Source organism: Ruegeria sp. G5, from assembly GCF_056533365.1.
Genome location: NZ_JBQFOK010000009.1, coordinates 168,451 through 194,960, shown reverse-complemented (window position 1 = coordinate 194,960; position 26,510 = coordinate 168,451). Strand labels below are relative to the sequence as shown.

Genomic DNA, 26,510 nt, shown 5'->3' with positions numbered 1-26,510 from the left:
GAATAAGGTGCATCCATGACTCGTGTTTACCTTGATCATAACGCGACTTCGCCGCTTCGACCCGAGGCGCGAGAAGCGATGATCGCGGCAATGGATGTGTGCGGCAATCCGTCTTCGGTACACGCCGAAGGGCGCGCTGCAAAAGCACTGGTCGAACGTGCCCGAGCGCAGATTGCGTCTGCTTTTGGCGCGGATGGTGCAGACATCGTCTTTACTTCGGGCTCGACCGAGGGGGCCGCATTAGCGCTTGAAGGGCGGGAAATTCACGGCGCGGCAGTTGAACACGATGCGGTAAGAGCATGGACTATCGAGGATTTACAGGTGTCGGACAGAGGGCATGTGTCTGTGCCAGACCCGAGTCTTTCAACGTTGCAAATTGCGAACTCGGAGACGGGTATTGTTCAGAAATTACCCTCCGGCTTGGCTGTGACAGATGCCACGCAGGCGTTCGGTAAGTTGCCGCTGGCTTTTAACTGGCTGGACGTTCAGATGGCGTTGGTTTCTGCACATAAATTGGGCGGGCCTAAGGGCATCGGCGCTGTTGTGATGAAGCGCGGTACGGATCTGGCTGCACGCATCAAGGGCGGTGGTCAGGAAATGGGTCGTCGCTCTGGCACGGAAAACGTTATTGGAATCGCGGGTTTCGGTGCCGCAGCTGAAGCAGCGGCTCGTGATTTGGCTAATGGAGTTTGGGACCAAATCAAAGAATTTAGAAATATTCTAGAAAAGGCCCTTGAGGCTGGTTCTAAATCTACTATTTTTGTCGGGAAAGACGAGGAACGACTGCCAAACACGCTGTGTTTTGCCACGCCCGGTTGGAAAGGTGAGACGCAGGTTATGCAGATGGATTTGTCGGGTTTTGCGGTAAGTGCGGGCTCTGCCTGTTCCAGCGGCAAGGTTCGCGCCAGCGCAGTGTTGACTGCGATGGGCTACGACGAGGTCACAGCAGCCAGCGCGATACGCGTATCGCTGGGTCCTCTGACAACGGAAGAAGATGTGCTGCGTTTCGCCGAAACGTGGCTGGAAAAAGAGAAAAAGCATCGCGCGCGTGCAGCGTGATCTGACGGAGGGTGTCTTAATGGCCGCTTTGGACCAGACCCAAGTAAAAGAAGGTGTCGATCAGAAAACCGTGGACGCGGTGCGAGAAGTCGGCACTTACAAATATGGGTGGGAAACTGATATCGAGATGGAATACGCACCGAAAGGTGTGAATCCCGATATCGTCCGTCTGATCTCGGAGAAAAACGAAGAACCGGAGTGGATGACCGAATGGCGTCTGGCTGCGTTCGAGCGCTGGACCAAAATGGATGAGCCGAACTGGGCAATGGTCAGCTATCCCAAGATCGACTTTCAGGATCAGTACTACTATGCGCGCCCCAAATCGATGGAAGAAAAGCCAAAGTCGCTGGATGATGTCGATCCCAAGCTGCTGGCCACATACGAAAAGCTGGGTATCCCCCTGAAAGAGCAGATGATTCTTGCCGGTGTTGAAGGCGCAGAGAATATGCCAGCCGAAGGCCGTAAGGTCGCGGTCGATGCTGTTTTCGACTCGGTTTCTGTTGGGACGACCTTCCAGGAAGAGCTGAAGAAAGCCGGTGTTATCTTCTGTTCGATTTCTGAAGCGATCAAAGAGCATCCGGAATTGGTTAAGAAATACTTGGGCTCGGTCGTGCCCGTTTCGGACAACTTTTATGCGACGCTGAATTCTGCGGTCTTTTCGGACGGCTCGTTCGTCTACATCCCGCCGGGTGTGCGTTGCCCGATGGAACTGAGCACATATTTCCGTATCAACGCCGAAAACACAGGACAGTTTGAGCGGACTTTGATCATCGCGGACAAAGGCTCGTATGTTTCCTACCTGGAGGGATGCACGGCTCCGCAGCGCGACACGGCGCAATTGCATGCCGCTGTTGTCGAGATCATCATCGAAGAAGATGCCGAGGTTAAATACTCGACCGTTCAGAACTGGTTCCCCGGCGATGAGAACGGCAAAGGCGGTATCTACAACTTCGTCACCAAACGCGCAGACTGCCGGGGCGACCGCTCCAAGGTGATGTGGACGCAAGTGGAAACCGGTTCAGCTGTGACATGGAAATATCCGTCTTGCATCCTGCGTGGTAACGAAAGCCAGGGCGAATTTTACTCGATCGCCATCGCAAACAACTATCAGCAGGCCGACACGGGCACCAAGATGGTCCACTTAGGTAAGAACACCAAGTCGCGGATCGTGTCCAAAGGCATCAGCGCAGGGAAAGCCCAAAACACATATCGTGGGTTGGTTTCCATGCATCCGAGGGCCAAAGACAGCCGGAACTACACACAGTGTGATAGCTTGCTGATCGGCGATAAATGTGGTGCCCACACCGTGCCCTATATCGAGGTCAAGAATAACTCGAGCCGCGTCGAACACGAAGCGACGACGTCCAAGGTAGATGACGATCAACTGTTCTACTGCCGTCAGCGCGGTATGGACGAAGAAGAGGCCGTGGCGCTGGTCGTTAACGGGTTCTGCAAGGACGTTTTGCAAGCCCTTCCGATGGAATTTGCGATGGAAGCCCAACAGCTTGTAGCGATCTCGCTTGAAGGTTCCGTGGGCTGATCCATGCCCGCTCCCATCGACCCAAAGATCGAAGCCGAGGTGTTTCGACAAAACGCCATGGAAGGTGCCCGTGCCGTGGGTGTTTTCTGGGTGACGCGGCGGGTCGTGCTTCCATTATTGAGCGCTTTCGCGGCGGTCATATTGGCGGCGTTTGTAGTGAATGGCCCTGTTGCGGGGTTCATCAGCTTAGTCTTGCTGGGCGGACTTTCCCTTTTGGTCTTTGGGACATGGAAAGGCCAACTGCAGAAAGTCCGAGCCTACTGGAGCGGATGAATTCTGGGATTATTAGTGGCTGTGATTGAACGGGATCTACAGCCTTAAAAGTATAAACCGGGCCACGCGCCCTTGCGATGCGCAAAAGGAAAAAACATGCTTGAAATCAAAAACCTGCACGTCAAACTCGAAGAAGAAGAAAAGCAGATCCTTAAGGGCGTCGATCTGACGGTCGAAGCCGGAAAGGTGCATGCGATCATGGGGCCGAATGGCTCGGGCAAGTCGACCCTCAGCTATGTGCTGTCAGGGCGGGACGGATATGATGTCACCGAAGGTTCGGCCACACTGGATGGCGAAGACTTGCTTGAGATGGAGCCTGAAGAACGCGCTGCGGCAGGGATCTTTCTTGCGTTCCAATACCCGGTCGAGATTCCGGGTGTTGGCAATATGACCTTCCTTCGCACAGCGGTGAACGCTCAGCGCAAGGCGCGTGGCGAAGAAGAACTGTCGGCGGCCGATTTCCTGAAAGTTGTGCGCGCAAAGGCGAAATCCCTGAAGATTGATGCCGACATGCTGAAGCGTCCGGTGAATGTCGGTTTCTCTGGTGGTGAGAAAAAGCGGAACGAAATTCTGCAAATGGCTATGCTGGAACCCAAGATGTGCATCTTGGACGAGACTGACTCGGGGCTGGATGTCGATGCCATGAAGCTGGTGGCCGAGGGTGTGAATGCCCTGCGTGACGAAGGCCGGGGTTTCCTGGTTATCACCCATTATCAACGCCTTCTGGACCATATTAAACCTGATGTGGTTCACATCATGGCGGATGGGAAAATCGTCAAAACCGGTGGCCCCGATCTGGCGCTAGAAGTCGAAAACAACGGCTATGCCGATATTCTGGCCGAGGTGAACTGATGGCTTTGCCCGAAATCAAACAAACCGCGACCGAGGCGCGTCTCGCCAATCTGGTGATGCCCGATGCAGGTTGCACGCGCGCCGCGCGTGAGGATGCGTTGGCACGTGTGTTGGAAATGGGCCTGCCGGGCCGGCGGGATGAATACTGGAAATACACCCAACCAGATACCCTGATCTCACCCGAAGCGCCAAAAGCCGCGCTTTTTCACGCGGATGAGGCGATGCTGTTCAGCGATCTGGACCGGTTGAAGATCGTTTTCGTGGACGGTGTTTTCAGCCCCGAAGAATCCGACGATCTGTCCTTGGAAGGTGTCACGATCGACCGCATCGAGGACATTTGCTTCAAGGATATTCACTGGGCCAAAGAGTTGTATGGCGTTCTTGAAGCACGGGGTCAGGTGCCCGTTCAGCGCCCCCTTGCTGCGTTGAATACGGCGTTTGCTGCAGACGGAATTGCAATTCATGTGACGGGCAAACCGTCCAAGCCGATCAGCTTTGTGTATAGGCATGCTTCTGAGACATCGGATGCTATGTTGCACCATATTATCCGTGTCGAAAGCGGGGCCGAGGTTACGATCCTCGAAAATGGTCCGGCAGCTTCGCGTTTTAACAAGTGCATGGAGATTGACATCGCTGACGAGGGCACGCTGCATCATGTGCGCGCGCAAGGTCGCGATCATGAGCGCAGGGCTGCCACGCATATGTTCACACGTTTGGGTAAGGAGTCTGTCTACAAGTCTTTCACCTTAACAGTGAATGGTGTTCTGACACGCAACGAACAGGTCGTGGAACTGACCGGAGATGACGCCGTCGCTCATGTCGCTGGTGCCTGTGTCGGTGATGGTGATTTTCACCATGATGATACAGTATTTGTGACCCATGACGCGGTGAACTGCGAAAGTCGCCAGGTGTTCAAGAAGGTTCTGCGCAACGGTGCCACCGGGGTTTTCCAAGGCAAGATCCTTGTTAAGGAAGGCGCCCAGAAAACCGATGGCTATCAGATCAGCCAGTCATTGTTGTTGGATGATGACAGTCAGTTTCTTGCCAAGCCTGAGCTGGAAATCTACGCGGACGATGTTGCGTGTTCACACGGCTCAACGTCAGGTGCGATTGATGAAACGGCTTTGTTTTACCTGCGCTCTCGCGGGGTTCCGACCAAGGATGCCACGAATATGTTGACGCTGGCGTTCTTGGCAGAAGCCGTTGACGAGATCGAGGATGATACCTTGGCTCAGGCGATAGTTGATCGCCTTGAAGGCTGGTTGTCGCGTCACAGCTGATGCCGGTGACGTCGGATATAGTCGCTACCTATCGGGGGCCGGGGCGCGTGGTGCGCCGGCTTCTGGATTTGGGTCAGCGAGAAGACCGCGCTTTGGTTTTCGTGATGGCCTTTTGCGTCGTTGCCTTCATCGCGCAACTGCCCAGCCTGTCGCGTCGTGCCCATCTTGAAGGTCTGGAGCTGAACATGCTCATGGGCGGTGCGCTTTTGGGCACGGTCATTATCCTGCCACTATTCTTCTACGCTCTGGCCTTTGTGTCCTATGGGGCCGCTCGGATGGTCGGCGGCAAGGGGACGGCCTATGGGGCGCGGGTGGCTTTGTTCTGGGCACTGTTATCTTCGACGCCCTTACTGCTTCTGAACGGATTGGTGGCTGGTTTCATAGGACCGGGCCCAACCTTGACAATCGTCGGTTTGGTTTGGTGCGCTTTCTTCCTGTGGTTCTGGCTGTCTGGTCTTAGGCAGGTGCAAAGGTATCCGGAATGAATGCTCAGGTACTGATCAATCTGGTGGTCTTGACCTTGACCAACCCGGCCGCGGCGGCCCGTCAACTGCTGGCCTTTCGACCCGGGCGTGAGGCGCTTTGGCTGGCGTTTTTCTTGGCGGTTGTTCTGAATGGTCTGGTTCAGGTCGGAATAGACCAACTGATGCCGGTGCCGGAAGGCGAACCGATAACTCCAGCCGAGCCTGTCTTGATCGGTCTTATTCGATCGGCTGGCACTATGATGCTGAGTATTTTTGCCTTTTTGATCATTGGACGGCTGATGGGGGGCGTTGCCAGGTTTCCGGACATCATGATCCTTTCGGTCTGGCTGCAGTTTCTTCAGGTTGCCGCTCTGTTGGTTACTCTGCTGGTTTCCCTTGTTGTGCCCTTTCTGATGGTGATGCTTTTGTTGGGGACAGCAATTGTCAGCCTTTACGTCACGCTGCATTTCATTAATGAAGCGCATAAATTCGGGTCTATTCTGAAGTCTTTTGGGGTCATCGCCCTATCTGCTTTGGTTGCGGTGCCCTTTGTCCTCGCCTTAACTCCAGCCGGCCCGGTATAGGAAAGAAAACATCATGTATGACGTGCAGAAAATCCGTGCGGACTTTCCGATCCTGTCTCGAGAGGTCAATGGTAAACCACTGACTTATCTTGATAACGGAGCTTCGGCCCAAAAGCCGCAGGTTGTCATTGACGCTGTGACGCGCGCCTATGCCGAAGAATATGCAAACGTTCATCGGGGTCTGCACTATCTCTCAAACCTGGCGACTGAAAAATACGAGTCCGTTCGTGGCACGATCGCTCGATTTTTGGGGGCTTCGAATGAGAATGAAATCGTCCTGAACTCGGGAACGACCGAAGGGATCAACCTTGTCGCTTATGGATGGGCAATGCCGCGTCTTCAGGCAGGGGATGAGATCGTGCTCAGCGTGATGGAGCATCACGCCAATATCGTCCCGTGGCACTTCCTGCGCGAAAGGCAGGGTGTTGTATTGAAATGGGTCGACGTGGACGCGAACGGTGGCCTTGATCCTCAGGCCATTATTGACGCGATTGGTCCCAATACAAAGCTGGTTGCCGTCACACATTGCTCGAACGTTTTGGGCACCGTTGTTGACGTCAAGGCCATAACAGAAGGCGCGCATGCCAAAGGCGTGCCGGTTTTGGTAGATGGAAGCCAGGGCGCGGTGCACATGCCGGTGAATGTCGAGGATATCGGGTGCGATTTCTACGCGATCACCGGTCACAAACTATATGGCCCATCCGGATCAGGGGCGATCTATATCAAGTCCGAGCGGATGGCTGAGATGCGCCCCTTTATTGGCGGCGGCGACATGATCAAGGAAGTCAGCAAAGACGAAGTGACTTACAACGACCCACCAATGAAATTCGAAGCTGGCACACCTGGTATCGTTCAGACAATCGGGCTGGGCGTCGCTTTGGAGTACATGATGGATCTGGGGATGGACAACATCGCCGCACACGAGGCCGGAGTGCGCGATTATGCGGTGCAAAAGCTGTCAGGCCTGAACTGGTTGCAGGTCCAAGGGACACAGCCCGACAAGGCGGCCATTTTCAGTTTTACCCTGGACGGGGCAGGGCATGCGCATGATGTCTCTACCATTTTGGACAAAAAAGGCGTGGCTGTTCGGGCCGGTCATCACTGTGCGGGCCCCCTGATGGATTTCTTTGGCGTCGCTGCAACGTGCCGGGCCAGCTTTGGCCTGTACAACACGACAGACGAGGTTGATACGCTGGTGGACGCGCTGGAATTGGCGCATGATTTGTTTGCCTGATCACAGCCTGATCCGGGTCGATTTCCAGTTGCACCCGGATCGGAACAAGGTTAGCTAACGTCCAAGGCACCTGTAGCTCAGCTGGATAGAGCGCTGCCCTCCGAAGGCAGAGGCCAGAGGTTCGAATCCTCTCAGGTGCGCCATTTTCTGGTAGTTGTAGGGCACCGCAGGCTTTTGTCTTGGAAGCAGCAGACGCTGTTCGCCCATGCGAAAGATGCCTTGTCTACTTGAGGTTAGCGGGTTGTGCCGGACACACTCGTAACAACGACTGGCGTTCGTTCAGAGTTGTTTGTTGCAACAGATTATCTGGGTTTGTTTCGCTTGGATACTCTCGGAGCAGAAACTCAAACAGCTCAGAAAAAACTGCGCTTAGGTATCCAGCGAGCCGTGATCAAATAAGAACTAAAAACAGAACAAGCGCGATCAGATCGATCGCGCAACCTTGCCTGAATAAACCTAGTAATGGGTAAGCGTTATCCGCCCCAAGAACGGACGTCACCGCAATCCATGTGAACGAAGTTCGAGCGGTAGTACTTCCCGACGCCACCCGCACGGCAAGACATCGCCGCCTTGGCCACCTGAGAAACCGACCGCGAAGACAAGCGTAGGTCAGCCGCCTGACCCTTCATGTGCAGCGAGTTCTTGGCAACACGACGCGAGCGGGATCGAAGCATCGCGTTTGTCTGAGGTGAGCGGTATCCGGACAGCAGCGTGTAAGGCTCGCTAACGTCCAGCAGATTGTGAGAGGCCGCCATGATGTCGATTGTGCGAAGATCCATGTCCTTGACCTGATCCGTTCGCCAGTCGCGCATAAAGTTGTTCACTTCTTTGACAGCATCCTTGATGTATTTGCCGTCGACCCAATATATCATATCGATACGTTCGCCGGTGCGACCAGAATACATACGAATACGGCGAATATCACCGCCGCCGCGAAGAAAACCTGCTGCATTGGAATATGTCGGTGCTGCAACAACTGCGGTTGCGGCGAATGCGCCCAAAAGGGCCCGCCGGGTCAAGCCCGAGGAACTGCTCGTAGTCATTTTTGTTTCGTCCCGTACTGTTCCTGCCTGCACACGATGTTACGCGCGCGTTCTTAATTTTTTCCCATCCCAGATGGCGTTTTTATGGCATAGACCTAAAAGACCGCCAAGAAGTCTTTCAAAATCACCTTTTCAAGGGGGAATTTTCGGCAGTTTTTTGCGCAGATGACGATTTTTCGTCTAAACTTGAGGCAAATTTGCCCAGATCGCCAGTGGCGATGCAAACGCGCATCACGCCGCAACATAAGCGCTAAATTGATGCATTTGTGAATAGACAATGGTGTCGGGCAATAACCATATTTGTTCGACGCGCTCATGTAAGCGCTTAAGTCTTTGTATATTCAGGGTATCCGATGCGAGCATTTTTTCGTGCGTCTTCTTCCTTAGCGGTGGCCGCCTTTTTGGGGGCAACAGCAGCTTTTGCAACCACGCAAGAGGTGCCCTCGACCGGGTTTCAAATGGCTGTTGCGGAATTTGCGCCTTCCGGAACACAGGTCGCCGAGTTTTATCGCGAAAACGGCTTTGCACCGATTTGGGTCGGATCGACACCACAACATCAGGCACGTCGGGCTAGGCTGATTCAGGCGCTGTCGTCTGCGCATATGCACGGGTTGCCCAAAGATACCTACGATGTTGAAGGGTTGGTTGCCCTCATGTCTGATGCGCGTTCGCTGCGGGACTTTGGTGCTGCGGAAATCGCGTTGAGCCGTGCGTTCGTCGCCTACGCAAACGATCTGTATTCGGGTGCATTGCGACCCTCGACTATTGACGAAGGGCTGGTTCGTAAGGTCGAGCGGAAATCGGAAAAACAGCACCTGAAAGGTCTGTTGGATCGGGATGTTGCCTATTTCGATCAGCTCGCCCCGCAAACGGCGCAGTATCGTGCGCTTATGAAGCAAAAAGTCGCTCTGCAAAGGCTTGTGGACCAAGGCGGTTGGGGCGCGGGTGTTCCTGTCGACAAACTGGAATACGGCGACAGCGACAAAAACGTAATCAAACTGCGCAATCGTTTGGTTTCTATGGGGTATCTCAAACCCACTGCCAGCCCGACATTCGATGACGCGATGCTGGCCGCAGTGAAAGAGTTTCAAACTTCGCATGGTCTGGCGGCCGATGGTGTAGCGGGCCAAGGCACAATTACCGAGCTAAACCGCAGCGCAGCCGAGCGGCTCAAGGCGGTTTATGTTGCGCTGGAGCGGGAACGCTGGTTGCCACGCGAACGGGGTGAGCGGCATATCCTCGTCAATCAGGCTGATTTCTCGGCCAAGATTGTCGATGATGGTTTGGTGACATTTGAAACGCGGGCGGTCATCGGAAAGAACGTCCATGATCGTCGGAGCCCTGAGTTCTCGGACGAAATGGAGCATATGGTCATTAACCCAAGCTGGTATGTCCCACGCTCGATCATCACCAAGGAATATTTGCCGCAACTGCAATCCGACCCAAATGCGGTTGGCCATATACACATCACGGACCGGAGTGGGCGTCAGATTGACAGAGGGGCGGTGGACTTCACTCAGTTCACAGCGCGCAATTTCCCGTTTGCCATGCGCCAACCGCCTAGCCAAAGCAACGCTTTGGGTCTTGTGAAGTTCATGTTCCCGAACAAGTACAATATCTATCTGCATGATACTCCGCAGAAAAGTTTGTTTGCGCGGGAAACGCGGGCCTTTTCACACGGATGTATCCGATTGGCGCAGCCTTTCGAGTTTGCCTATGCTCTTCTGGCCAAACAGAAAGAAGACCCCAAAGCATTTTTCCAGCGTATCCTAGCCACTGGTAAGGAAACGACAGTTCCATTGGAGAAGCATGTACCTGTGCACCTGATTTATCGCACGGCATATATTGGTCCCAAGGGGGATGCTCAGTATCGGCGCGATGTTTATGGCCGTGACCAGAAAATCTGGGACGCGTTGCAAAAAGCAGGGGTGGCCCTGCCGGACGTTCAGGGGTAAGCACCGGGGTGAACCCTAAGATCCGGGAAGCCCGACATGCAATATACTGTTCAGGAAATCGCCGAAGCGCTGGGTGCTGAATGCCAGGGCGACCTTGACCTTGTCATCAGTGGTGCTGCCGAGCCCGCAGATGCTGGGCCAGAACAGTTGGCGATGGCAATGTCTCCCAAATATGCCGAAGCTCTCACGGCAGGGGCTGCTCGGGTAGCTGTGTTGTGGGAAGGGGCTGATTGGCAGTCTTTTGGGTTGGACGCCGCTATTTTTGTTGCCCGGCCGCGTATGGCGATGGCCGGAATAACTGCGAGACTGGACAAAGGGCAGGGCGTCGAAGCAGGTATTCACCCTTCTGCCGTTGTCGACCCTTCAGCAGTGCTGGGAGAGGACGTTTCGATCGGTCCACTGACGGTCGTCGGCCCTCGCGCTCGCATCGGATCAGGGGCTGTCATAGGCCCGCATTGCACGATTGGGATGGACGCTGTTATTGGCGAAAACGCTGTTTTGCGCGAAATGGTCAGCATTGGCGCGCGCGCGCAGATTGGTGATCGCTTCATGGCGCAACCGGGTGCCCGCATTGGTGGTGATGGCTTCAGCTATGTGACCCCCGAAGTGTCCGATGTTGAGAATGTTCGTAAGACAATGGGTGACAAAGGGGATGCGCGGGCTCAAAGCTGGTTGCGCATTCATTCTTTGGGCGCGGTCGAGATCGGGGATGACGTCGAGGTTGGTGCCAATAGTACCGTCGACAACGGCACGATCCGGAACACCCGGATCGGAAACGGGTCCAAGTTGGATAACCTGGTTCATGTGGGACACAACACGCGCGTGGGCAACGATTGCCTGCTGTGCGGACAAACGGGCGTATCGGGATCGGTTGAAATCGGGAATAACGTTGTTCTCGGTGGGCAGACCGGTGTTGTCGATAACATCTTTATCGGAGACGGCGTGATCTCAGGCGGGGGAACCAAAATCCTGTCGAACGTACCGGCTGGACGCGTGATTATGGGATATCCCGGAATTAAGATGGAAACGCATACCGACATTTACAAAGCCCAGCGCCGCTTGCCCCGGTTGGCACGTGACGTCGAGGCGCTGAAAAAGGCTGTTTCCAAACAGTCGTCGAGCGATTAAATCATCCTCAACGTGATAATCAGAGGATCGACATGAGCATCACAGACCGCGTCATTGCCATCATTGCCGAACAGGCCGTGCTGGAGCCTTCGGACGTGACGCCCGAAAGTACGCTCGAGGATCTGGGCATTGATAGCCTTGGGCTGGTCGAGAGTATCTTTGCGATAGAGGAAGAATTCGACATCTCTGTGCCGTTCAATGCCAATGAACCCACGGCAAGTGATTTCGATATCTCTAACGTTGCGGCGATTATAGCTGGGATAGAAAAACTTGTGTCGGAAAAGGTCTGACGCGCGGCCATGAAACGCGTTGTTATTACTGGTGCCGGGACAATCAACTCGTTAGGCCACTCGGTTCCCGCGACGCTTGAGGCGATGCGTGAGGGGCGGTGCGGAATTTCCGCGCTCGAGTTTCGTGATGTCGAACGCTTGGCCATCAAGATAGGTGGTCAGGTTCGTGGGTTCGAGGCTGAGGGACGCTTTAACCGCCAGCAGATGAGCCTTTACGACCGGTTCACGCAGTTCACGCTGACGGCCGCCAAAGAGGCGATCGATCAATCTGGCATCGAATTCCATGGCGAACTGGCGGCCAGATCGGGTGTGGTCTTAGGCACTGCGGGCGGTGGTGTTTCGACATGGGACGATAACTACCGCTCCGTCTACGAAGACGGAAAAAACCGGGTGCATCCCTTTGTCGTGCCCAAGCTTATGAATAATGCGGCGGCCAGCCACGTGTCGATGGAGCATAATCTGAAGGGGCCCAGCTTTACCGTCTCGACAGCGTGCGCGTCCTCAAACCACGCGATGGCGCAGGCGTTTCAGATGGTGCGCAGCGGTATGGCTCCGGCCATGTTGACGGGTGGCTCTGAATCCATGCTGTGTTTTGGTGGCGTAAAGGCGTGGGAGGGGCTGCGTGTGATGTCCAAAGACGCCTGCCGCCCATTCAGTGCGAACCGTAACGGGATGGTTCAAGGCGAAGGCGCCGGGGTTTTTGTCTTTGAAGAGTTCGAGCATGCGCGCGCGCGCAGCGCCGATATTTTGTGTGAGGTCGTTGGCTTCGCAATGTCTTCCGACGCGGCCGACATAGTGATGCCAAGTAAACAAGGCGCTTCTCGGGCTATGTCCGGAGCGTTGGCTGACGCGCAACTGAACGCCGATCAGGTTGGATACATCAACGCTCATGGCACCGGAACAGCGGCAAACGACAAAACGGAATGCGCTGCTGTGGCAGATGTGTTCGGGCCGCATGCAGATGATTTGATGATTTCTTCCACGAAATCCATGCATGGCCATTTGATTGGCGGCACCGGTGCGGTCGAACTGTTGGCCTGTATCATGGCTTTGCGTGACGGGGTCATCGCGCCGACCATTGGCTATGAAGAACCAGATCCGGAATGCGCGTTGGATGTGGTGCCAAACGACGCTCGGGACGCAAAGGTCGAGGTTGCCCTGAGCAATGCTTTTGCTTTTGGCGGCTTGAACGCTGTAATTGCGATGAAAAAAGTCTGATGGGCGCGTCTCAGCGGGCGGCTATTTTACCCAGCCACCCGCGATTGATTTCAAACTTCAGTTTTCGTTGATTTCCAGCCCGTCAAAACCTGCGGTGAAACCTGCCAGCGAGATTTCAAGCTGCAACAGCTGAGAAGGTGCAACCAACGGCACCATCGACAATGTTCCCTTAGAGCCGCTTTTCATCGCAGCAACGTCTTCGGCTGTAAAGCCCAACTGTGCAAGGCAGCCCACGGGATTGCAGTGATGGAAGTTGTAGCGCTTGCCGGGCGCGCCGTCGATTGACAGGGCCAGTTGTGCCTGCAGCAGAACCTCAAGTGGCACGATGACCGTGGCGCCTGCTGCGGCCGGGGCAGTTTCGGGAAGCTTTTCTACCGTGATTTCGGCGATAGGCTGACCTTGGTTTCCAACCAGGATTTGCCGCATGGCGCATGGGTCTGCATCGGTGTCGGTCTTGATGCACATTATTGCCCAATCCCCGACCTCTTCCTTGAGGTATTGCTCACCCACGCGGGGTCCTGTCTCACCAAGGTCCAGGTCGGTTTGGGCTTGCGGGGTTTCCGTTTCTTCGGTTGCTTCCTGTGCGAATGACACGCCACACCATAGGGCCGTCGCAACAAGGCTGAAGGATAGTGTTTTCTTGATCATGTATGCCTCGGCAATGTGATTGAGCTTTTTGCTCGGTCTAACACTCTTATGAGAAGGTGTCAGGCCTTAAGCGGCCGATATCAAGGGTGTGATCAGATTTTTGCCATTCGCGGGCGCGCTGGAGCGAGTTCTGACATTGAAAAAGGGAGCCGGTGGAGCGGCTCCCTTTCGTATAATTTTCTCCCCGTCGGACTGGCCGACTTAGTTATGCGCAGACGTTACGAAAGGGGAGGCCACCGGTCAACTGCTAACGTCAAAAATTGATGTCAAAGACCCATTTCTGCGAAAAAAACCGCGCCCGAAGGCGCGGCCAGTCGACAGGGAGGAAGTTTGCCGCCCAAACCACGCTAGGCTGAGGCGGCAAATAGACTATCGCAGGCAATTATTAAATTTGTATGGTGGTCCCAGATCGGTGGAAATCAGGGCGTTAAAGTAATGGGAAATAGTATCTTTCTGGGTGGTGGTGGCGAAGACTATGCCCAGCCGCAAACTCTGAGCTTGGAATACGCCAACCGACATGGCCTGATCGCTGGCGCGACAGGGACCGGCAAGACAGTCACCTTGCAAATTCTGGCCGAGGGGTTTTCCAAAGCGGGCGTTCCGGTTTTTCTGTCTGATGTGAAAGGTGATCTTTCCGGCTTGGCCAAGGCCGGGAGTAAATCGCACAAACTGCATGAGGCATTTCGTGATCGCGCGGAACGGATAGGGTTTTCTGATTATGCGTACGCTGCATGCCCCGTAACCTTCTGGGATTTGTTTGGTGAGCAGGGACATCCTGTCCGCACGACCGTGACCGAGATGGGGCCGCTGCTGTTATCACGCCTGATGGACCTCAGCGAAGCGCAGGAAGGCATTCTGAACATCGCCTTTCGGGTAGCGGATGATGAGGGGATGCCCCTTTTGGATCTCAAGGACCTGCAGTCGTTGCTTGTTTGGATCGGTGAAAACCGAACCCAGTTGTCCCTCAGGTTCGGAAACGTGTCGACGGCTTCGATTGGTGCCATCCAACGTCGTCTGCTAGTGCTGGAAAACCAAGGCGGGAACAACCTGTTTGGTGAGCCCGCGTTGGAACTTAGTGACCTAATGCAAACGGACCAAAATGGGCATGGTGCGGTCAACATCCTTGCGTCTGACAAGTTGATGGGCTCGCCACGCCTGTATGCAACGTTTCTTTTGTGGTTGCTCAGCGAGCTTTTCGAAGAACTGCCAGAGGTTGGAGACCCGGATAAACCGAAACTGGTCTTCTTTTTTGACGAGGCGCATCTACTGTTTGACGACGCGCCCAAAATACTCGTCGACAAGGTCGAACAGGTGGCACGTTTGATCCGATCCAAAGGCGTTGGTGTCTATTTCATTTCGCAAAATCCGGCCGACATACCCGAGGATATTCTTGGACAGTTGGGAAATCGCGTACAGCACGCGTTGCGCGCCTTTACCGCGAGGGACCGCAAAAACCTGCGCCTTGCCGCTGAGACCTATCGCGAGAATCCGGCCTTTGACACGGAAGCAGCAATCCGAGAAGTCGGTGTTGGCGAGGCCGTGACTTCGATGCTGCAAAAGAAGGGCGTACCGGGGATGGTTGAACGAACCCTGATCAGACCGCCGGGATCACAACTGGGGCCGATAAGCTCGGCTGAACGTCAGTCGATAGTAGAAGCTTCGCCCATGCAGGTGAAATACGGGACTTTGAAAGACAGGCGATCTGCATTTGAAATTCTTCAGGCTCGGGCCGACGCTGCAGCGAAAGAAGCCGCCGAAGCCGAAGAACAGATAGAGTCGCAATCCGTCGCGGAAAGAGAATTTGCGACCGCAAGGCGATATTCCGGAGGCAGAGTCGGGCGGTCGTCTTCGCGGGTTGTGCGAAAAAAGGATACGTTCGCCACCGCCATGAGTGAAGCCGTCATCAAAGAGCTAAAGGGCACCACGGGCAGACGGATTGTACGCGGTATTCTGGGAGGGCTGTTCAAAAACAGATAACCGACGTGGTGGGGAGGGTTCAAACCCTCCCGCTTTGTGTGTCAGCCTTTCAGGCGGCGCTGACCTTCTTGCTTGCAGTAAGCATCAGCCTCTGGAACGGTCATTTCGGTCGCAGGGAAATCGATGGCGCGGTCCCAACTCACGCGATCCTGACGATACAGCTGACAGGTCACTTCGCCTTTGGGGGTCTGGACTTTTACCGGAGTGGACTCAAAGTCTTCCGGGCTGGGAACACAGCCAGCAAGCCCAACGAGCAATGGCAGAAGGATAAGTGGTTTGGTCAGCATCGGCGTCATGTGAACTCTTTGTTCTATTAAAGTTTATCGCACTATTGGCTTAACAAGATAAATTCCCGTAAACGCCAAAAGGTTGGTTCATGGACCACTGGAAACCGTCTAAACGCCCTGCGGATCTAAATCAAGAAACCGCGCCCCTGATCCGGCGCGGTCTGTTTTCTTTTAGCATCTAATGCCTATTTCTCGGGAATAAGCCCGCGTGGACTGAACCTGAGCACAATCAGCAATATCAGCCCCATCGTGAACAAGCGCATATGTGCGGCGCTCTCCACCAGGTGAGTTTTCAGGGCACTTCCGTCCGCCATGCCCGAGGTGATCAGGTTCATGAGCCACAGCCCAATCGGTTCGACCTGAACCCACAGAAACCAGATCAGAAAGGCGCCCAGAACGGCGCCAAAGTTGTTACCCGAGCCGCCGACGATGACCATAACCCAGACCAAAAACGTGAAGCGCAGCGGATTATATGTGCCCGGAGTCAACTGACCGTCCAGCGTGGTCATCATTGCACCTGCAATGCCACATATGGCGGATCCCAGTACAAAGATCTGCAAGTGGCGGCGGGTTACATCCTTACCCATCGCCTCAGCCGCGACTTCATTGTCACGGATTGCGCGCATCATACGGCCCCACGGGCTTTTCAACGCCATTTGCGCCATCCACAAAAGTGCAAGCAGCACGATCATGAACAACAGGGAATAGCCCAATTTAACCGACAGCGTAGACGCGATGACCGGGTCAATTCCCAGCCAGTCTGCGCGCGCGATGAAACCGGGATCCTGTTGAAGATCGACCTCATATCCAACCACCGGGGCAGGGCGCGGAATGCCGTATACATTCTTGACCCCGCGTGCCAGCCAGTCTTCGTTCTTCATAATCGCGATGATGATCTCGGCAATTCCGAGCGTCGCAATAGCGAGATAGTCAGATCGTAAACCCAAAGCAGTCTTGCCAATCAACCAGGCCGCACCCGCGGCCAGCAAACCACCTGCGGGCCAGGCCAGCAAAACCGGAAGGTTCAGCCCGCCGATATTGCCCGCGACGGCGGGGTCAATCGCCTCAATCGCGGCAACATTCGGGTCAAAGATCGCGCGGTATATGAAAAAGCCCACGATCAAGATGCCTATGATCGCGAGCGTCTGTGTCCGCCCCTTTGGCATTTTCTTGGCGATCATCACTGCTGCAACCACGGTCGCTGCCCCCAGCAGCAGCGCGAGGATGACACCGAACCCACCGCTGGACCACGCGCCGGGCGTGGGCGGGGTCGACACCAGCACAACGGCCAGCCCGCCCAGCGCGACGAACCCCATCACGCCCACGTTGAAAAGCCCCGCGAAACCCCATTGCAGGTTCACCCCAATCGACATGATCGCCGATATTAGTCCCATGTTCAGGATCAGAATCGCCGCGTTCCAGCCTTGTGCGAATCCAGTAGCCAAAATGAGGATTGCGACCGCAGCAAAAAGAACCGATTTTTTGAGGCGTTCGTTTTCGGTTTGAACGGCGTAACGATAAGTCCAACCCAGCGCGACTTCGGCGGCTCCAGCGATCAAACCGACTTGGCCCAGAGCTAGTCCCGCAATCAGGGGGACAACAATAGAAACTAGTACCGCAAGGATCATACCGCTTTCCCCTTGAACAGACCCGTGGGCTTAAACAGCAATACAATCAGTAAGATAGCAAAACTGACGGCGAACTTGTAGTCGGTGGACAGGAATTGAACCAACCCCGAAGGCTCCAGACTTTCCGGTGCCAGATATGTCAGCACCTTTTTCCAGGCATAGGTGATGGTCACCTCAGAGAAGGCGATAATAAACCCACCTGCGATAGCGCCCAGCGGATTGCCGAGCCCGCCTACGATGGCCGAGGCAAAGATCGGCAGCAAAAGCTGGAAGTAGACGAAGGGTTTGAAGCTTTTGTCGAGGCCGTAAAGCACGCCCGCCGTGGTTGCCAGAGCTGCCACAATAATCCACGTGATCATCACCACGCGTTCGGGATTGATACCAGACAGCAGCGCCAGATCTTCGTTGTCCGAATAGGCGCGCATCGACTTGCCGGTACGGGTTTTATTCAGAAACCAGAACAGCAGAGCCACCGCGACAACGGCCACGATTACGGTAATGCCCTGAGAGGTCTTGATCGCCAGCCCCTCACGCAGCCCGGTCATCGCCTTGAAATCACGGGCCGAGATAATGAACCGCGCGCCGTCTGAGAAGCGTTGATCATCTGGTCCGATGATGAACCGCACGAGACCGTTCATGATGAACATCACACCCATCGACACGATCACCAGAATGACCGGCTTGGCCTTTTGTTCGCGGTAGAACCTGTAAACCAGCCGGTCAGTGACCAGCACCAACACGATACAGCCCAGAATGGCAAAGGGCAGGGCGAGCAGAGCGGTCGGCAGCGGCCCAAAACTGACACCCGCCGCTTGCAGGCCCCATGTCACCAGAACCGCAATCATCGCGCCAAAGGCCATCGTGTCGCCGTGGGCGAAGTTCGAGAACCGCAGGATGCCATAGATCAGCGTCACCCCCAAAGCGCCCAGCGCCAACTGGCTGCCATAGGCGATAGCGGGAACAAGAACGAAGTTGGAGAGCGCCACGAGGGCGTTAAGGAAGTCCATTATTCGACGACCTCACAATTTCCAATTTCTGTTGTCACTTTAAATTCGCCTTCAAAGTCGTAGGTTTGCGTGCGAACGCCTCTTCCATCCGGAAATACCGTTATCATCCCGCCGGCTAGATGGCCGGGCAAAGCGGGCAGAACGAATTGACGCACTCCCGCAATTCCAGGAATTTCAAATGTCGCGCGGGCAGATTCGGCCACAAGAAGTTCTGGAGTGGGACTCGTTGCTAATACAACAACTTCTTTACCTTCCGAGGCATTTGTTGTTTCTGTCCGAACCGTTTTCACCCAGTCACATACGATTTGAAATTCGTAATCGATCTTGGTCGTTTCCCCGGCCGCTCCGCTGGCAAGGGATACCAAGGTCACTAAGTTGAAGGCCAACAATCTAAGCATCCTCACCCCCCCAAGAAACTCTTGCGCACTTCGGGATCGGCCAGCAGTTCCTTGCCCGTGCCGGTATAGGCATTCCGCCCCTGAACCAGCACATATCCCTTGTCCGCGATTTCCAGCGCCTGCCTGGCGTTCTGTTCGACCATCAGGATCGGCAGCCCGGTGCGCGAGACTTCAATGATCCGGTCGAACAGCTCATCCATCACGATGGGCGAGACACCGGCGGTCGGTTCGTCCAGCATCAACACCTTCGGCTGGGTCATCAGCGCGCGACCCACTGCGACCTGTTGGCGTTGACCGCCCGACAGTTCTCCGGCGGCCTGGTTGCGCTTGTCGCGGAGGATGGGGAAGAGGTCATAGACCTGCTCCATCGTCTCAGAAATATCGTCGCGGCGGATGAAGGCGCCCATCTCAAGGTTCTCTTCCACCGTCATCGAGGTGAAGATGTTCGAGGTCTGCGGCACAAAGCCCATCCCGCGCATCACCCGATCCTGTGGTGTCAGCGCGGTGATATCCTCGCCATCCAACCGAACCGCGCCCGAGCGCACGTCCAGCATTCCGAACACGGCCTTCATCGCGGTGGACTTACCCGCACCGTTGGGGCCGACGATCACCGCGATCTCACCTTTGTCGACTGCGATGGTGCAGTCGTGCAGAATGTCCGGCCCCTTGCCATAGCCACCGGTCATGGTGTCACCGATCAGGAAGGGACCGCCATCAACCTTATGCGTCTCACCGCTTTTGCGGTGGCCGGGGGTCATGGTGCTTGCGCCATGCGGGTTGGTGATCGACGCGTCTTTGTTGCCCTTGTCGTCGTGATAAGGGTTGTTGCTCATGCCCCGGCCTCCAGCTTGTCTTTGTTCTTGAGGCCGGTGCCCAGATAGGCTTCGATCACCTGCTCATTGGCTTTGATCTCGTCCAGCGTACCTTCGGCCAGCACCTTGCCCTCAGCCATACAGATGACCGGATCGCAGATCTTGCCGATGAAATCCATGTCATGCTCGATGACGACGAAGGTATAGCCGCGCTCCTTGTTCAGGCGCAGGATCGTGTCGGCGATGGTCATCAACAGGGTGCGGTTCACGCCCGCGCCGACCTCGTCCAGAAACACGATCTTGGCGTCGACCATCATGGTGCGGCCAAGTTCCAGCAGTTTCTTTTGCCCGCCCGAGACCTGACCGGCCTTGTGATCGGCCAAATGCTCTATTGTCAAGAACTCCAGCACCTCATCGGCCTTGGCCTTGAGTGCACGTTCTTCATCGGCAATGCGTTTGCGCCCGAACCATGTGTTCCAGAGCGATTCACCTGATTGCGCGCCCGGCACCATCATCAGGTTCTCGCGGCAGGACATTGAGGAAAACTCGTGCGCGATCTGGAAGGTGCGCAACAGGCCCTTGTGAAACAGCTCATGCGGGGGCAGGCCGGTGATATCCTCACCATCCATGAACACCTTGCCGCTGGTCGGCGGCAACACGCCCGCGATCACGTTGAACAGAGTGGTTTTTCCGGCACCGTTCGGCCCGATCAGACCGGTGATCGAGCCCTTTTGGATTTCCAGCGATGCCCCGTCCACCGCATGAAACCCGCCGAAATGCTTGTGCACGTCTTCGACGACGATCATCTTTTCCCCTAGCCGCCGTTTTCGGCGTTCTTGTCCCACCCCCGGTGTCCGAGGTGCGGCCTTTTTTCATTGAAACAGCCCGGACACAAGGCCCGGGCTGCTTGTTTTTATGACTGTTAACGTCGGATCAACGGAAGCTGACGGTCTTGTTTTCGCCGTCGGTGACTTCGATCTCGCGATACGAGCCAGCGCTTTCACCGGGACCGATCAGCTCAACACCCGACGCGCCGACATAGTCGATCTCTTGCCCTGCAGCCAGCAACTCAAGGCCCTTGGCCAGTTCACCGGGATAGATTTTCTCACCCGGCGCGTTGGCAACGTCCATGATCTTGGCGCCGTACTCGGCCGGGTTGGTCGACCCTGCGGCTTGCATCGCCAGCATGAACAGCGCAGCCGCGTCATAGCTTTCTGGTGAGTAGGGCGACGAGCCGTCAAAGCCCGCGGCTTCGGCCATGGCAAAGTACTTTTCTGCACCTTCACCGCCCGAGCCAGCGATCTGACCGAACGAGCCGTTCAGGTCGGGGCCAACATTGGCAGGCAGCGAGTCACCAATCATGCCGCCCGGCAGACCGAATGTGTCAAACGCACCGCTGTCCAGTGCCGACTGGATGATGCCCAGACCGCCCTGGTCCAGATAGCCCGCAACAACCAGAATGTCGCCACCGGCCGAGGCCAGCGCGCCCACTTCGGCCGAGTAGTCGGCTTTGCCGTCTTCGTGCGCGGCAACGATGGTGACTTCGCCACCCGACGCCTCGAACGAGGATTGGATCGCGTCTGCCAGACCCTTGCCATAGTCGTTGTTGGTGTAGGTCAGAGCGATCGAGCTGATACCGCGATCGTTCAGGATATCGGCCATCACCTGACCTTCGCGCGCATCCGACGGTGCGGTGCGGAAAAACAGGCCGTTATCTTCCATGGTCGACAGACCGGGCGAGGTAGCCGATGGCGAGATCATCACCATGCCATTCGGAATCGCGACGTTCTGAAGGATCGCGCCGGTGACGCCAGAGCAGTCGCCGCCGATAATGCCGGCAACACCGTCGCCGATCATGCGCTCACCGTTTGAGGTCGCCAGACCGTTATCAATGCATCCCGTGTCGGCGCGTGATGCGGTCACCTTGGTGCCATCCAGTAGCTTGCCGGATTCGGTGACTTCGGCCATCGCCATTTCCGCACCCGAACCCATAGCTGGGGCGAGGGATTCAATCGGTCCGGTAAAGCCAAACAGAACGCCGAGTGTTACGTCTTCGGCCATAGCTGTGCCCGAAAGCAGAGCGGTTGCTGCAGTTGCTGTAAGCAGCTTTTTCATATGGTTACTCCCTATTGTGAACGTATTCGTTCTGGCCAAGACCCTAGGCAAGCTGTCCGGAAAAGAAAAGTCCTAACGCAAACGTGTCTTTGCGTCCGGGAATTCTATTTATCCTCATAGGCGTAGTGCGTCCTGTCAGAGGTTGAGAACATGAAATTCAGTGCATTTGCGATTCTGGTTCTTTTGCTGAGCGCGGGCCTTGCGCGGGCCGATGTGCTTGCGACTTCTCAAGGGCCGGTGCGTGTGGATGCCATGGTAACGGGGCTGGATGCACCGTGGGCCGTGGGTGTGCTGCCAGACGGCGGGTTTCTGGTGACAGAGCGTGATGGCGACCTGTTGTTCGTTTCTGAAGGAAAAGCCAAAAAACTACGTGGTGTTCCAAAGGTCGCTGCAAATGGGCAAGGCGGTTTGCTGGACATCACCGTGGCAAAGGATTTTCGGACCAGCCGGGAGGTTTTCCTGACCTACTCGAAACCTCAGGGCAGTAAGGCTGGAACGGCTGTCGCTGTGGCTCGGCTGTCCGATGACGGTAGCCGTCTGAATGATCTGCGTGTGTTATTCGAAGCGGTCCCGGGCGGGTCAGGCGGTCGACACTTTGGGTCGCGCGTGGTTGAAGCGAATGATGGCACGCTTTTCGTAACGATCGGTGATCGCGGGGATCGTCCGCAAGCGCAGGACAAATCAAACCATATTGGTTCGATCATCCGGATCAATCGAAATGGGTCAGTGCCGTCTGATAACCCGTTCGTCGGGCAATCGGATATTCGGCCAGAGATTTGGTCCTACGGTCATCGAAATCCGCAGGGTGCAGGTTTGGATGACACAGGCCAGTTATGGACATCCGAGCATGGTGCGCGCGGCGGGGATGAAGTAAATCTGGTCAAGCCAGGGCGCAACTATGGTTGGCCTGTCATATCCTATGGAAGACATTATTCGGGAAAAGCAATCGGAGAGGGAAGCTTTAAACCGGGCATGGAACAACCCCAATACTATTGGGATCCTTCGATAGCGCCTTCTGGTTTGATGGTTTATTCCGGCAAGCTCTGGCCGCGTTGGGCGGGTGATATCTTTGTGGGTTCCCTCAAGTTTGACTATATCGCCCGTCTTGAGGGTTCTCCTCTGACCGAAGTCGAACAGATCGAAGGCCCCGAGACAGAGCGCGTTCGTGATATCGTCGAAGCTCCCGATGGTTCGATCTGGTTCGTTTCAGTTGGGCAGGGCGCGGTTTACCGCATGACCCCTAACTAGACCGACAACCGCCCGCTCTGGGCCCCACGCTCACGGTATGGGGTCGTGTTGTAGTGGGCGCGATAGCATTTTGAGAAATGCGAGGGGCTGGCGAAACCGCAGGCAAGCGCCACGTTGATGACACTCATATCCGTTTGCATCAGAAGGTTGCGTGCCTTGTGCAGGCGAAGTTCCATGTAATAGCGCTTGGGTGACCGGCTAAGATAGCGGCGAAACAAACGTTCCAGCTGTCGTGTGGACATGCCCACATCCTTGGCCAAAATCGAGGGCGAGATCGGCTCTTCGATGTTCTTTTCCATCATCATGATGACCTGACTCAGCTTCGGGTGGCGCACGCCAATACGGGTCGGTGTCGACAACCGCTGAGTGTCCTGGTCAGTGCGGATCGACGAGTAGATCATCTGGTCGGCCACGGCATTCGCCAGATCCTCGCCATAGTCATCCGCAATGAGCTTGAGCATCAGGTCGATCGAAGAGGTTCCCCCGGCGGTGGTCATCCGGTTGCCGTCAATCTGGAATACTGATTTTGTCAGTTCGACCTCATCGAACTCTTCGATGAAACTGTCTGCGTTTTCCCAGTGGATCGTGGCTCGCTTGCCATCCAGCAATCCGGCTTTGGCAAGGGAGTAGGCCGCGGTGCACAAACCACCGATACGCAACCCGCGCCGCGCTTCGCGGCGCACCCAGTTGAGAACTTTCTTCGTGGTTGCCGTTTGAACATCGACACCACCGCAGATCATGATCACATCATCGCGCTGCAGTTCTGCCAGATCCGTGTCCAGCTTGAACTCTGTTCCGGCCGAGCATTTCACGGTTTCGCCGCCTTCACCCGCTACGGTCCAGGAATAAAGCTCTCTGTCTGCCATCCGGTTGGCAATGCGCAGGCTGTCTAACGCTGAGGCAAACGAGAGTAATGAGAACTTGTCCAACAGGACAAACACGAAATTCCGCGGGTTGGCCGCAGTGTCTTCCACCGTGACAACTTGGCGTTGCTCTTGCATGGCGAGGGTTCCTTGATTCGGCGCCCGGCGGCTGTAGGCCCAGCGACAGATTTGGCAGCCACCATGATCAAAGCTTGTTTACGACGTCAAGGGGCGCAAATCGGATATGGTCACTCTTCGCTGCATTTTGTATAGAGACGACCTGAATACTTCAGCGGAGATCAAAGCTATGACCGAATGGCAAAAAACGAACTGGCGCAACAAGCCCCGGGTTCAGATGCCAGATTATACCGACGCGGCCGCTCTGGCCAAGGTCGAGGCCCAGCTTTCACAGTATCCCCCGCTGGTCTTTGCCGGTGAGGCGCGGCGTCTGAAACAGCATCTGGGTGCCGCCGGCCGTGGCGAAGCTTTCCTGTTACAGGGCGGGGATTGTGCTGAAAGCTTTGAACAATTTAGCGCGGATGCGATCCGTGACACGTTCAAGGTAATGCTGCAGATGGCTATGGTCCTGACCTATGGTGCCAAGGTTCCGGTCGTCAAAGTGGGCCGTATGGCGGGTCAATTTGCCAAGCCGCGCAGCGCGCCGACCGAGGTGGTCGATGGTGTTGAACTGCCCAGCTACCGCGGCGACATTATCAACGAACTGGCGTTCACACCCGAAGCGCGCATTCCGAATCCGGCGAAGATGCTGCAAGCGTATACGCAGGCGGCGGCAACCCTGAACCTGCTGCGGGCCTTCTCGACTGGTGGTTTTGCGGACATGAGCCGCGTGCATTCCTGGACGCTGGGTTTCACGGATGAGCAGGACGTTCAGAAATACTCCGAGATCGCGGACCGCATTCAGGACACGATCGACTTTATGGATGCGGCCGGAATCACAGCCGACACCACGCACGAGTTTTCGACCGTCGAATTCTACACCAGCCACGAAGGGCTGCTACTGGAATACGAAGAGGCACTGACCCGTTTGGATTCGACCTCGGGCAACTGGCTTGCAGGTTCGGGTCACATGATCTGGATCGGCGACCGCACCCGTCAGCCCGACGGTGCACATGTCGAGTTCTGCCGTGGTGTTCAAAACCCGATCGGTTTGAAATGTGGCCCGACCACTACCGCCGAAGACCTCAAGGTTCTGATGTCCAAGTTGAACCCCGAAAACGAAGAAGGGCGCTTGACCCTGATCGCCCGCTTCGGGGCAGGTAAAGCGGGTGAGCATCTGCCACGTCTGATCAAAGCCGTCAAAGAAGAGGGTGCCACTGTAACTTGGGTCTGCGATCCGATGCACGGCAACACGATCAAATCGGCGACGGGTTACAAGACACGTCCGTTCGACTCGGTCCTGCACGAAGTGCGCGACTTCTTTGGTGTGCATCAGGCCGAAGGCACTGTACCCGGCGGCGTGCACTTTGAGATGACAGGTTTGGATGTCACCGAATGCACAGGTGGTATTCGTGCGGTGACCGAAGAAGACCTTTCAGACCGCTACCACACAGCGTGTGATCCTCGCCTGAATGCGTCGCAGTCGCTGGAACTGGCGTTCCTGGTTGCAGAGGAGCTGACGAACCTGCGTCGGGATCGCTCCAAACGCGCGGTCAGCTAAGGCTGAAAATAACCATGAAAGGCGGGTCGCATGGCCCGCCTTTTTCATTTTGGCTATCATTCATCGCGCGAGACAACCAACCGCAGGTGCGAGCCCGCGTGCTTGAAATCTGTAGCGTCTTCCGCAAAACCAGCCGACGCGTGTTTTTGTGCGGGTTGCGGCGTCCGGATGTCCGAGACTTTTCTCAGCGTGTGGTCTTTGACCTCAAAACGTCTGGGAGTCGCGCCGACAGCACCGTCGCTGATCATCACCCCGAGTACACGGCTGATGTCGCCCAGATCGCTTTTCAGCGGCAGCAAGATCATGCGCCCCTCTAGACGCGTGCGGCCAAGTTTTCCGTGCGACTCCAGCTTCAATTCAGCAACTGCAGGTGACGCAAACACTTGTTCCAAAACATTCGTCACGGACGCTCTGGCGTTAGTTTCGAAAAAGGCGGTCAGCGGCATGCCGCGAACTTCCATACCGGCCAGTTTGTTCAGGTGGCTTCCGGCTAGCCGAAAACGCGCAAGTCCGGGGGCGATACGTTCCAGGATAAAGGTATATTCCAGAATGCTTTCCAGCCCGCGCGGATCGATTTGCGACCGCATCGGAACGCTGTTGCCGGTTAGTAACGCTGTCCAATAGGCCTCGGCCTGTCGGATGGGCGACAGGCTGCGACCACTGTCAAATCGGTCCATAGCGACGATCTTTCCAAAGCTTGACCCGGATCCATTCCCGAAAAAAGATTTCATTTCATCACCCTAGCAACGTTTGACCACGATTTTCCTAAAATGCCAGATACCGGGGGCACCCCAAGGAGACCAGCGCTGACAACAGCCAAATTGACACGGGTTTATTCAATTTTGGATGAATTCTTTAATGAATGGTTAACTTACGCGCTGAATAGACAAACTCAGCTAACTCTTGCTCTGTACGCAGCAATACCATTA

Annotated in this window: 26 protein-coding genes and 1 tRNA gene; 16 read left to right on the top strand and 11 right to left on the bottom strand. The window is 55.7% G+C overall.

Annotation, left to right across the window (positions count from 1 at the left end):
- Window positions 1-15 precede the first annotated feature (15 nt).
- The 9 genes from ACR0BD_RS16155 to ACR0BD_RS16115 all read left to right on the top strand — a co-directional run bounded on the left by ACR0BD_RS16155 (window position 16) and on the right by ACR0BD_RS16115 (window position 7,429).
- Window positions 16-1,059, top strand: coding sequence for a cysteine desulfurase family protein (locus ACR0BD_RS16155; RefSeq protein ID WP_480831925.1), 1,044 nt, complete (start codon window positions 16-18; stop codon window positions 1,057-1,059).
- Window positions 1,060-1,078: 19 nt separating this feature from the next.
- Window positions 1,079-2,599, top strand: a complete 1,521-nt coding sequence (gene sufB, locus ACR0BD_RS16150) for a Fe-S cluster assembly protein SufB (RefSeq protein ID WP_480831943.1) — start codon at window positions 1,079-1,081, stop codon at window positions 2,597-2,599.
- 3 nt (window positions 2,600-2,602) lie between these two features.
- Window positions 2,603-2,872, top strand: coding sequence for a hypothetical protein (locus tag ACR0BD_RS16145; RefSeq protein WP_480831923.1), 270 nt, complete (start codon window positions 2,603-2,605; stop codon window positions 2,870-2,872).
- Between the two features lie 96 nt (window positions 2,873-2,968).
- Window positions 2,969-3,724, top strand: a complete 756-nt coding sequence (gene sufC, locus ACR0BD_RS16140) for a Fe-S cluster assembly ATPase SufC (RefSeq protein WP_480831921.1) — start codon at window positions 2,969-2,971, stop codon at window positions 3,722-3,724.
- The gene (locus tag ACR0BD_RS16135; protein ID WP_480831919.1) at window positions 3,724-5,004 is read left to right on the top strand and encodes a SufB/SufD family protein; all 1,281 of its coding nucleotides are present in this window, start codon (window positions 3,724-3,726) and stop codon (window positions 5,002-5,004) included. Before sufC ends, ACR0BD_RS16135 begins: the two co-directional genes overlap by 1 nt.
- Window positions 5,004-5,489 carry a YIP1 family protein gene (locus ACR0BD_RS16130; RefSeq protein ID WP_480693584.1) on the top strand — a complete coding sequence of 162 codons (486 nt, stop codon included), beginning with the start codon at window positions 5,004-5,006 and terminating at the stop codon, window positions 5,487-5,489. The genes ACR0BD_RS16135 and ACR0BD_RS16130 overlap by 1 nt, the downstream gene beginning before the upstream one ends.
- Window positions 5,486-6,052: a YIP1 family protein gene (locus tag ACR0BD_RS16125; RefSeq protein WP_480831917.1), complete on the top strand. Its 567-nt coding sequence runs from the start codon at window positions 5,486-5,488 to the stop codon at window positions 6,050-6,052. Before ACR0BD_RS16130 ends, ACR0BD_RS16125 begins: the two co-directional genes overlap by 4 nt.
- A 13-nt stretch (window positions 6,053-6,065) precedes the next feature.
- Window positions 6,066-7,286, top strand: a complete 1,221-nt coding sequence (locus ACR0BD_RS16120; RefSeq protein WP_480831915.1) for a cysteine desulfurase — start codon at window positions 6,066-6,068, stop codon at window positions 7,284-7,286.
- A 66-nt stretch (window positions 7,287-7,352) separates the two neighbouring features.
- Window positions 7,353-7,429 (top strand) — tRNA-Arg (locus ACR0BD_RS16115).
- A gap of 330 nt (window positions 7,430-7,759) precedes the next feature.
- On the opposite strand, the gene mepK is transcribed toward ACR0BD_RS16115, so the two are convergent.
- Complete coding sequence (gene mepK, locus ACR0BD_RS16110) at window positions 7,760-8,329, bottom strand: peptidoglycan L,D-endopeptidase MepK (RefSeq protein WP_480693581.1); 570 nt, start codon at window positions 8,327-8,329, stop codon at window positions 7,760-7,762.
- Between the two features lie 353 nt (window positions 8,330-8,682).
- Here mepK and ACR0BD_RS16105 point away from each other — a divergent pair, with 353 nt between their 5' ends.
- Genes ACR0BD_RS16105 through ACR0BD_RS16090 form a run of 4 tightly spaced genes read left to right on the top strand, consistent with a single transcriptional unit; the run spans window position 8,683 to window position 12,920 of the window.
- The gene (locus tag ACR0BD_RS16105; RefSeq protein WP_480831912.1) at window positions 8,683-10,284 is read left to right on the top strand and encodes a L,D-transpeptidase family protein; all 1,602 of its coding nucleotides are present in this window, start codon (window positions 8,683-8,685) and stop codon (window positions 10,282-10,284) included.
- A gap of 36 nt (window positions 10,285-10,320) precedes the next feature.
- The gene (gene lpxD, locus ACR0BD_RS16100; RefSeq protein WP_480831910.1) at window positions 10,321-11,412 is read left to right on the top strand and encodes a UDP-3-O-(3-hydroxymyristoyl)glucosamine N-acyltransferase; all 1,092 of its coding nucleotides are present in this window, start codon (window positions 10,321-10,323) and stop codon (window positions 11,410-11,412) included.
- A gap of 32 nt (window positions 11,413-11,444) precedes the next feature.
- Entirely contained in the window at window positions 11,445-11,702 is a 258-nt protein-coding gene (locus tag ACR0BD_RS16095) for an acyl carrier protein (RefSeq protein WP_170760709.1), read from the top strand.
- Between the two features lie 9 nt (window positions 11,703-11,711).
- Window positions 11,712-12,920: a beta-ketoacyl-[acyl-carrier-protein] synthase family protein gene (locus ACR0BD_RS16090; protein ID WP_480831908.1), complete on the top strand. Its 1,209-nt coding sequence runs from the start codon at window positions 11,712-11,714 to the stop codon at window positions 12,918-12,920.
- Between the two features lie 57 nt (window positions 12,921-12,977).
- Here ACR0BD_RS16090 and ACR0BD_RS16085 read toward each other — a convergent pair whose 3' ends face one another.
- The gene (locus tag ACR0BD_RS16085; protein WP_480831906.1) at window positions 12,978-13,568 is read right to left on the bottom strand and encodes an invasion associated locus B family protein; all 591 of its coding nucleotides are present in this window, start codon (window positions 13,566-13,568) and stop codon (window positions 12,978-12,980) included.
- Between the two features lie 435 nt (window positions 13,569-14,003).
- Between ACR0BD_RS16085 and ACR0BD_RS16080 the strand changes: the two genes are divergently transcribed.
- Window positions 14,004-15,545: a helicase HerA-like domain-containing protein gene (locus tag ACR0BD_RS16080; RefSeq protein ID WP_480831904.1), complete on the top strand. Its 1,542-nt coding sequence runs from the start codon at window positions 14,004-14,006 to the stop codon at window positions 15,543-15,545.
- Between the two features lie 41 nt (window positions 15,546-15,586).
- Here the strand turns inward: ACR0BD_RS16080 and ACR0BD_RS16075 are convergent, their stop codons facing one another.
- The 7 genes from ACR0BD_RS16075 to ACR0BD_RS16045 all read right to left on the bottom strand — a co-directional run bounded on the left by ACR0BD_RS16075 (window position 15,587) and on the right by ACR0BD_RS16045 (window position 21,792).
- Complete coding sequence (locus tag ACR0BD_RS16075; protein WP_480693575.1) at window positions 15,587-15,841, bottom strand: hypothetical protein; 255 nt, start codon at window positions 15,839-15,841, stop codon at window positions 15,587-15,589.
- Between the two features lie 176 nt (window positions 15,842-16,017).
- A complete protein-coding gene (locus tag ACR0BD_RS16070) occupies window positions 16,018-17,460 on the bottom strand; it encodes a branched-chain amino acid ABC transporter permease (protein ID WP_480831901.1) in 1,443 nt (480 codons plus the stop codon).
- Window positions 17,457-18,467, bottom strand: coding sequence for a branched-chain amino acid ABC transporter permease (locus ACR0BD_RS16065; RefSeq protein WP_480831899.1), 1,011 nt, complete (start codon window positions 18,465-18,467; stop codon window positions 17,457-17,459). The genes ACR0BD_RS16070 and ACR0BD_RS16065 overlap by 4 nt, the downstream gene beginning before the upstream one ends.
- The gene (locus tag ACR0BD_RS16060) at window positions 18,467-18,856 is read right to left on the bottom strand and encodes a hypothetical protein (RefSeq protein ID WP_480831897.1); all 390 of its coding nucleotides are present in this window, start codon (window positions 18,854-18,856) and stop codon (window positions 18,467-18,469) included. Before ACR0BD_RS16060 ends, ACR0BD_RS16065 begins: the two co-directional genes overlap by 1 nt.
- An 11-nt stretch (window positions 18,857-18,867) precedes the next feature.
- Window positions 18,868-19,698, bottom strand: coding sequence for an ABC transporter ATP-binding protein (locus ACR0BD_RS16055; RefSeq protein WP_480831896.1), 831 nt, complete (start codon window positions 19,696-19,698; stop codon window positions 18,868-18,870).
- On the bottom strand, window positions 19,695-20,483 hold the full coding sequence (locus tag ACR0BD_RS16050; protein WP_480831895.1) for an ABC transporter ATP-binding protein: 789 nt from the start codon (window positions 20,481-20,483) through the stop codon (window positions 19,695-19,697). Before ACR0BD_RS16050 ends, ACR0BD_RS16055 begins: the two co-directional genes overlap by 4 nt.
- A 127-nt stretch (window positions 20,484-20,610) precedes the next feature.
- Window positions 20,611-21,792, bottom strand: coding sequence for an ABC transporter substrate-binding protein (locus ACR0BD_RS16045; RefSeq protein ID WP_480693570.1), 1,182 nt, complete (start codon window positions 21,790-21,792; stop codon window positions 20,611-20,613).
- Between the two features lie 150 nt (window positions 21,793-21,942).
- On the opposite strand from ACR0BD_RS16045, the gene ACR0BD_RS16040 reads away from it, so the two are divergent.
- Window positions 21,943-23,040 (top strand): PQQ-dependent sugar dehydrogenase, encoded by a 1,098-nt coding sequence (locus ACR0BD_RS16040; RefSeq protein WP_480831893.1) that lies wholly within the window; start codon window positions 21,943-21,945, stop codon window positions 23,038-23,040.
- Here ACR0BD_RS16040 and ACR0BD_RS16035 read toward each other — a convergent pair.
- A complete protein-coding gene (locus ACR0BD_RS16035) occupies window positions 23,037-24,041 on the bottom strand; it encodes a GlxA family transcriptional regulator (RefSeq protein ID WP_480693568.1) in 1,005 nt (334 codons plus the stop codon). The two genes, ACR0BD_RS16040 and ACR0BD_RS16035, sit on opposite strands and share 4 nt — an antisense overlap.
- 169 nt (window positions 24,042-24,210) lie before the next feature.
- Between ACR0BD_RS16035 and ACR0BD_RS16030 the strand changes: the two genes are divergently transcribed.
- On the top strand, window positions 24,211-25,581 hold the full coding sequence (locus tag ACR0BD_RS16030; protein ID WP_480693567.1) for a class II 3-deoxy-7-phosphoheptulonate synthase: 1,371 nt from the start codon (window positions 24,211-24,213) through the stop codon (window positions 25,579-25,581).
- Window positions 25,582-25,637: 56 nt separating this feature from the next.
- On the opposite strand, the gene ACR0BD_RS16025 is transcribed toward ACR0BD_RS16030, so the two are convergent.
- Window positions 25,638-26,312, bottom strand: a complete 675-nt coding sequence (locus tag ACR0BD_RS16025) for a PAS domain-containing protein (protein ID WP_480831890.1) — start codon at window positions 26,310-26,312, stop codon at window positions 25,638-25,640.
- Between the last annotated feature and the right edge of the window lie 198 nt (window positions 26,313-26,510).

Excerpts from the sequence above, each read along its gene's own strand:
- ACR0BD_RS16075 (WP_480693575.1), bottom strand. The coding sequence starts at position 15,841 with ATGACGCCGATGCTGACCAAACCACTTATCCTTCTGCCATTGCTCGTT.
- ACR0BD_RS16040 (WP_480831893.1), top strand. The coding sequence starts at position 21,943 with ATGAAATTCAGTGCATTTGCGATTCTGGTTCTTTTGCTGAGCGCGGGC.
- ACR0BD_RS16065 (WP_480831899.1), bottom strand. The coding sequence starts at position 18,467 with ATGGACTTCCTTAACGCCCTCGTGGCGCTCTCCAACTTCGTTCTTGTT.
- ACR0BD_RS16035 (WP_480693568.1), bottom strand. The coding sequence starts at position 24,041 with ATGCAAGAGCAACGCCAAGTTGTCACGGTGGAAGACACTGCGGCCAAC.
- ACR0BD_RS16030 (WP_480693567.1), top strand. The coding sequence starts at position 24,211 with ATGACCGAATGGCAAAAAACGAACTGGCGCAACAAGCCCCGGGTTCAG.
- ACR0BD_RS16050 (WP_480831895.1), bottom strand. The coding sequence starts at position 20,483 with ATGATCGTCGTCGAAGACGTGCACAAGCATTTCGGCGGGTTTCATGCG.
- sufC (WP_480831921.1), top strand. The coding sequence starts at position 2,969 with ATGCTTGAAATCAAAAACCTGCACGTCAAACTCGAAGAAGAAGAAAAG.
- sufB (WP_480831943.1), top strand. The coding sequence starts at position 1,079 with ATGGCCGCTTTGGACCAGACCCAAGTAAAAGAAGGTGTCGATCAGAAA.
- mepK (WP_480693581.1), bottom strand. The coding sequence starts at position 8,329 with ATGACTACGAGCAGTTCCTCGGGCTTGACCCGGCGGGCCCTTTTGGGC.
- ACR0BD_RS16085 (WP_480831906.1), bottom strand. The coding sequence starts at position 13,568 with ATGATCAAGAAAACACTATCCTTCAGCCTTGTTGCGACGGCCCTATGG.
- ACR0BD_RS16080 (WP_480831904.1), top strand. The coding sequence starts at position 14,004 with ATGGGAAATAGTATCTTTCTGGGTGGTGGTGGCGAAGACTATGCCCAG.
- lpxD (WP_480831910.1), top strand. The coding sequence starts at position 10,321 with ATGCAATATACTGTTCAGGAAATCGCCGAAGCGCTGGGTGCTGAATGC.
- ACR0BD_RS16045 (WP_480693570.1), bottom strand. The coding sequence starts at position 21,792 with ATGAAAAAGCTGCTTACAGCAACTGCAGCAACCGCTCTGCTTTCGGGC.
- ACR0BD_RS16095 (WP_170760709.1), top strand. The coding sequence starts at position 11,445 with ATGAGCATCACAGACCGCGTCATTGCCATCATTGCCGAACAGGCCGTG.
- ACR0BD_RS16120 (WP_480831915.1), top strand. The coding sequence starts at position 6,066 with ATGTATGACGTGCAGAAAATCCGTGCGGACTTTCCGATCCTGTCTCGA.
- ACR0BD_RS16125 (WP_480831917.1), top strand. The coding sequence starts at position 5,486 with ATGAATGCTCAGGTACTGATCAATCTGGTGGTCTTGACCTTGACCAAC.
- ACR0BD_RS16155 (WP_480831925.1), top strand. The coding sequence starts at position 16 with ATGACTCGTGTTTACCTTGATCATAACGCGACTTCGCCGCTTCGACCC.
- ACR0BD_RS16105 (WP_480831912.1), top strand. The coding sequence starts at position 8,683 with ATGCGAGCATTTTTTCGTGCGTCTTCTTCCTTAGCGGTGGCCGCCTTT.
- ACR0BD_RS16090 (WP_480831908.1), top strand. The coding sequence starts at position 11,712 with ATGAAACGCGTTGTTATTACTGGTGCCGGGACAATCAACTCGTTAGGC.
- ACR0BD_RS16145 (WP_480831923.1), top strand. The coding sequence starts at position 2,603 with ATGCCCGCTCCCATCGACCCAAAGATCGAAGCCGAGGTGTTTCGACAA.
- ACR0BD_RS16130 (WP_480693584.1), top strand. The coding sequence starts at position 5,004 with ATGCCGGTGACGTCGGATATAGTCGCTACCTATCGGGGGCCGGGGCGC.
- ACR0BD_RS16025 (WP_480831890.1), bottom strand. The coding sequence starts at position 26,312 with ATGAAATCTTTTTTCGGGAATGGATCCGGGTCAAGCTTTGGAAAGATC.
- ACR0BD_RS16135 (WP_480831919.1), top strand. The coding sequence starts at position 3,724 with ATGGCTTTGCCCGAAATCAAACAAACCGCGACCGAGGCGCGTCTCGCC.
- ACR0BD_RS16070 (WP_480831901.1), bottom strand. The coding sequence starts at position 17,460 with ATGATCCTTGCGGTACTAGTTTCTATTGTTGTCCCCCTGATTGCGGGA.
- ACR0BD_RS16055 (WP_480831896.1), bottom strand. The coding sequence starts at position 19,698 with ATGAGCAACAACCCTTATCACGACGACAAGGGCAACAAAGACGCGTCG.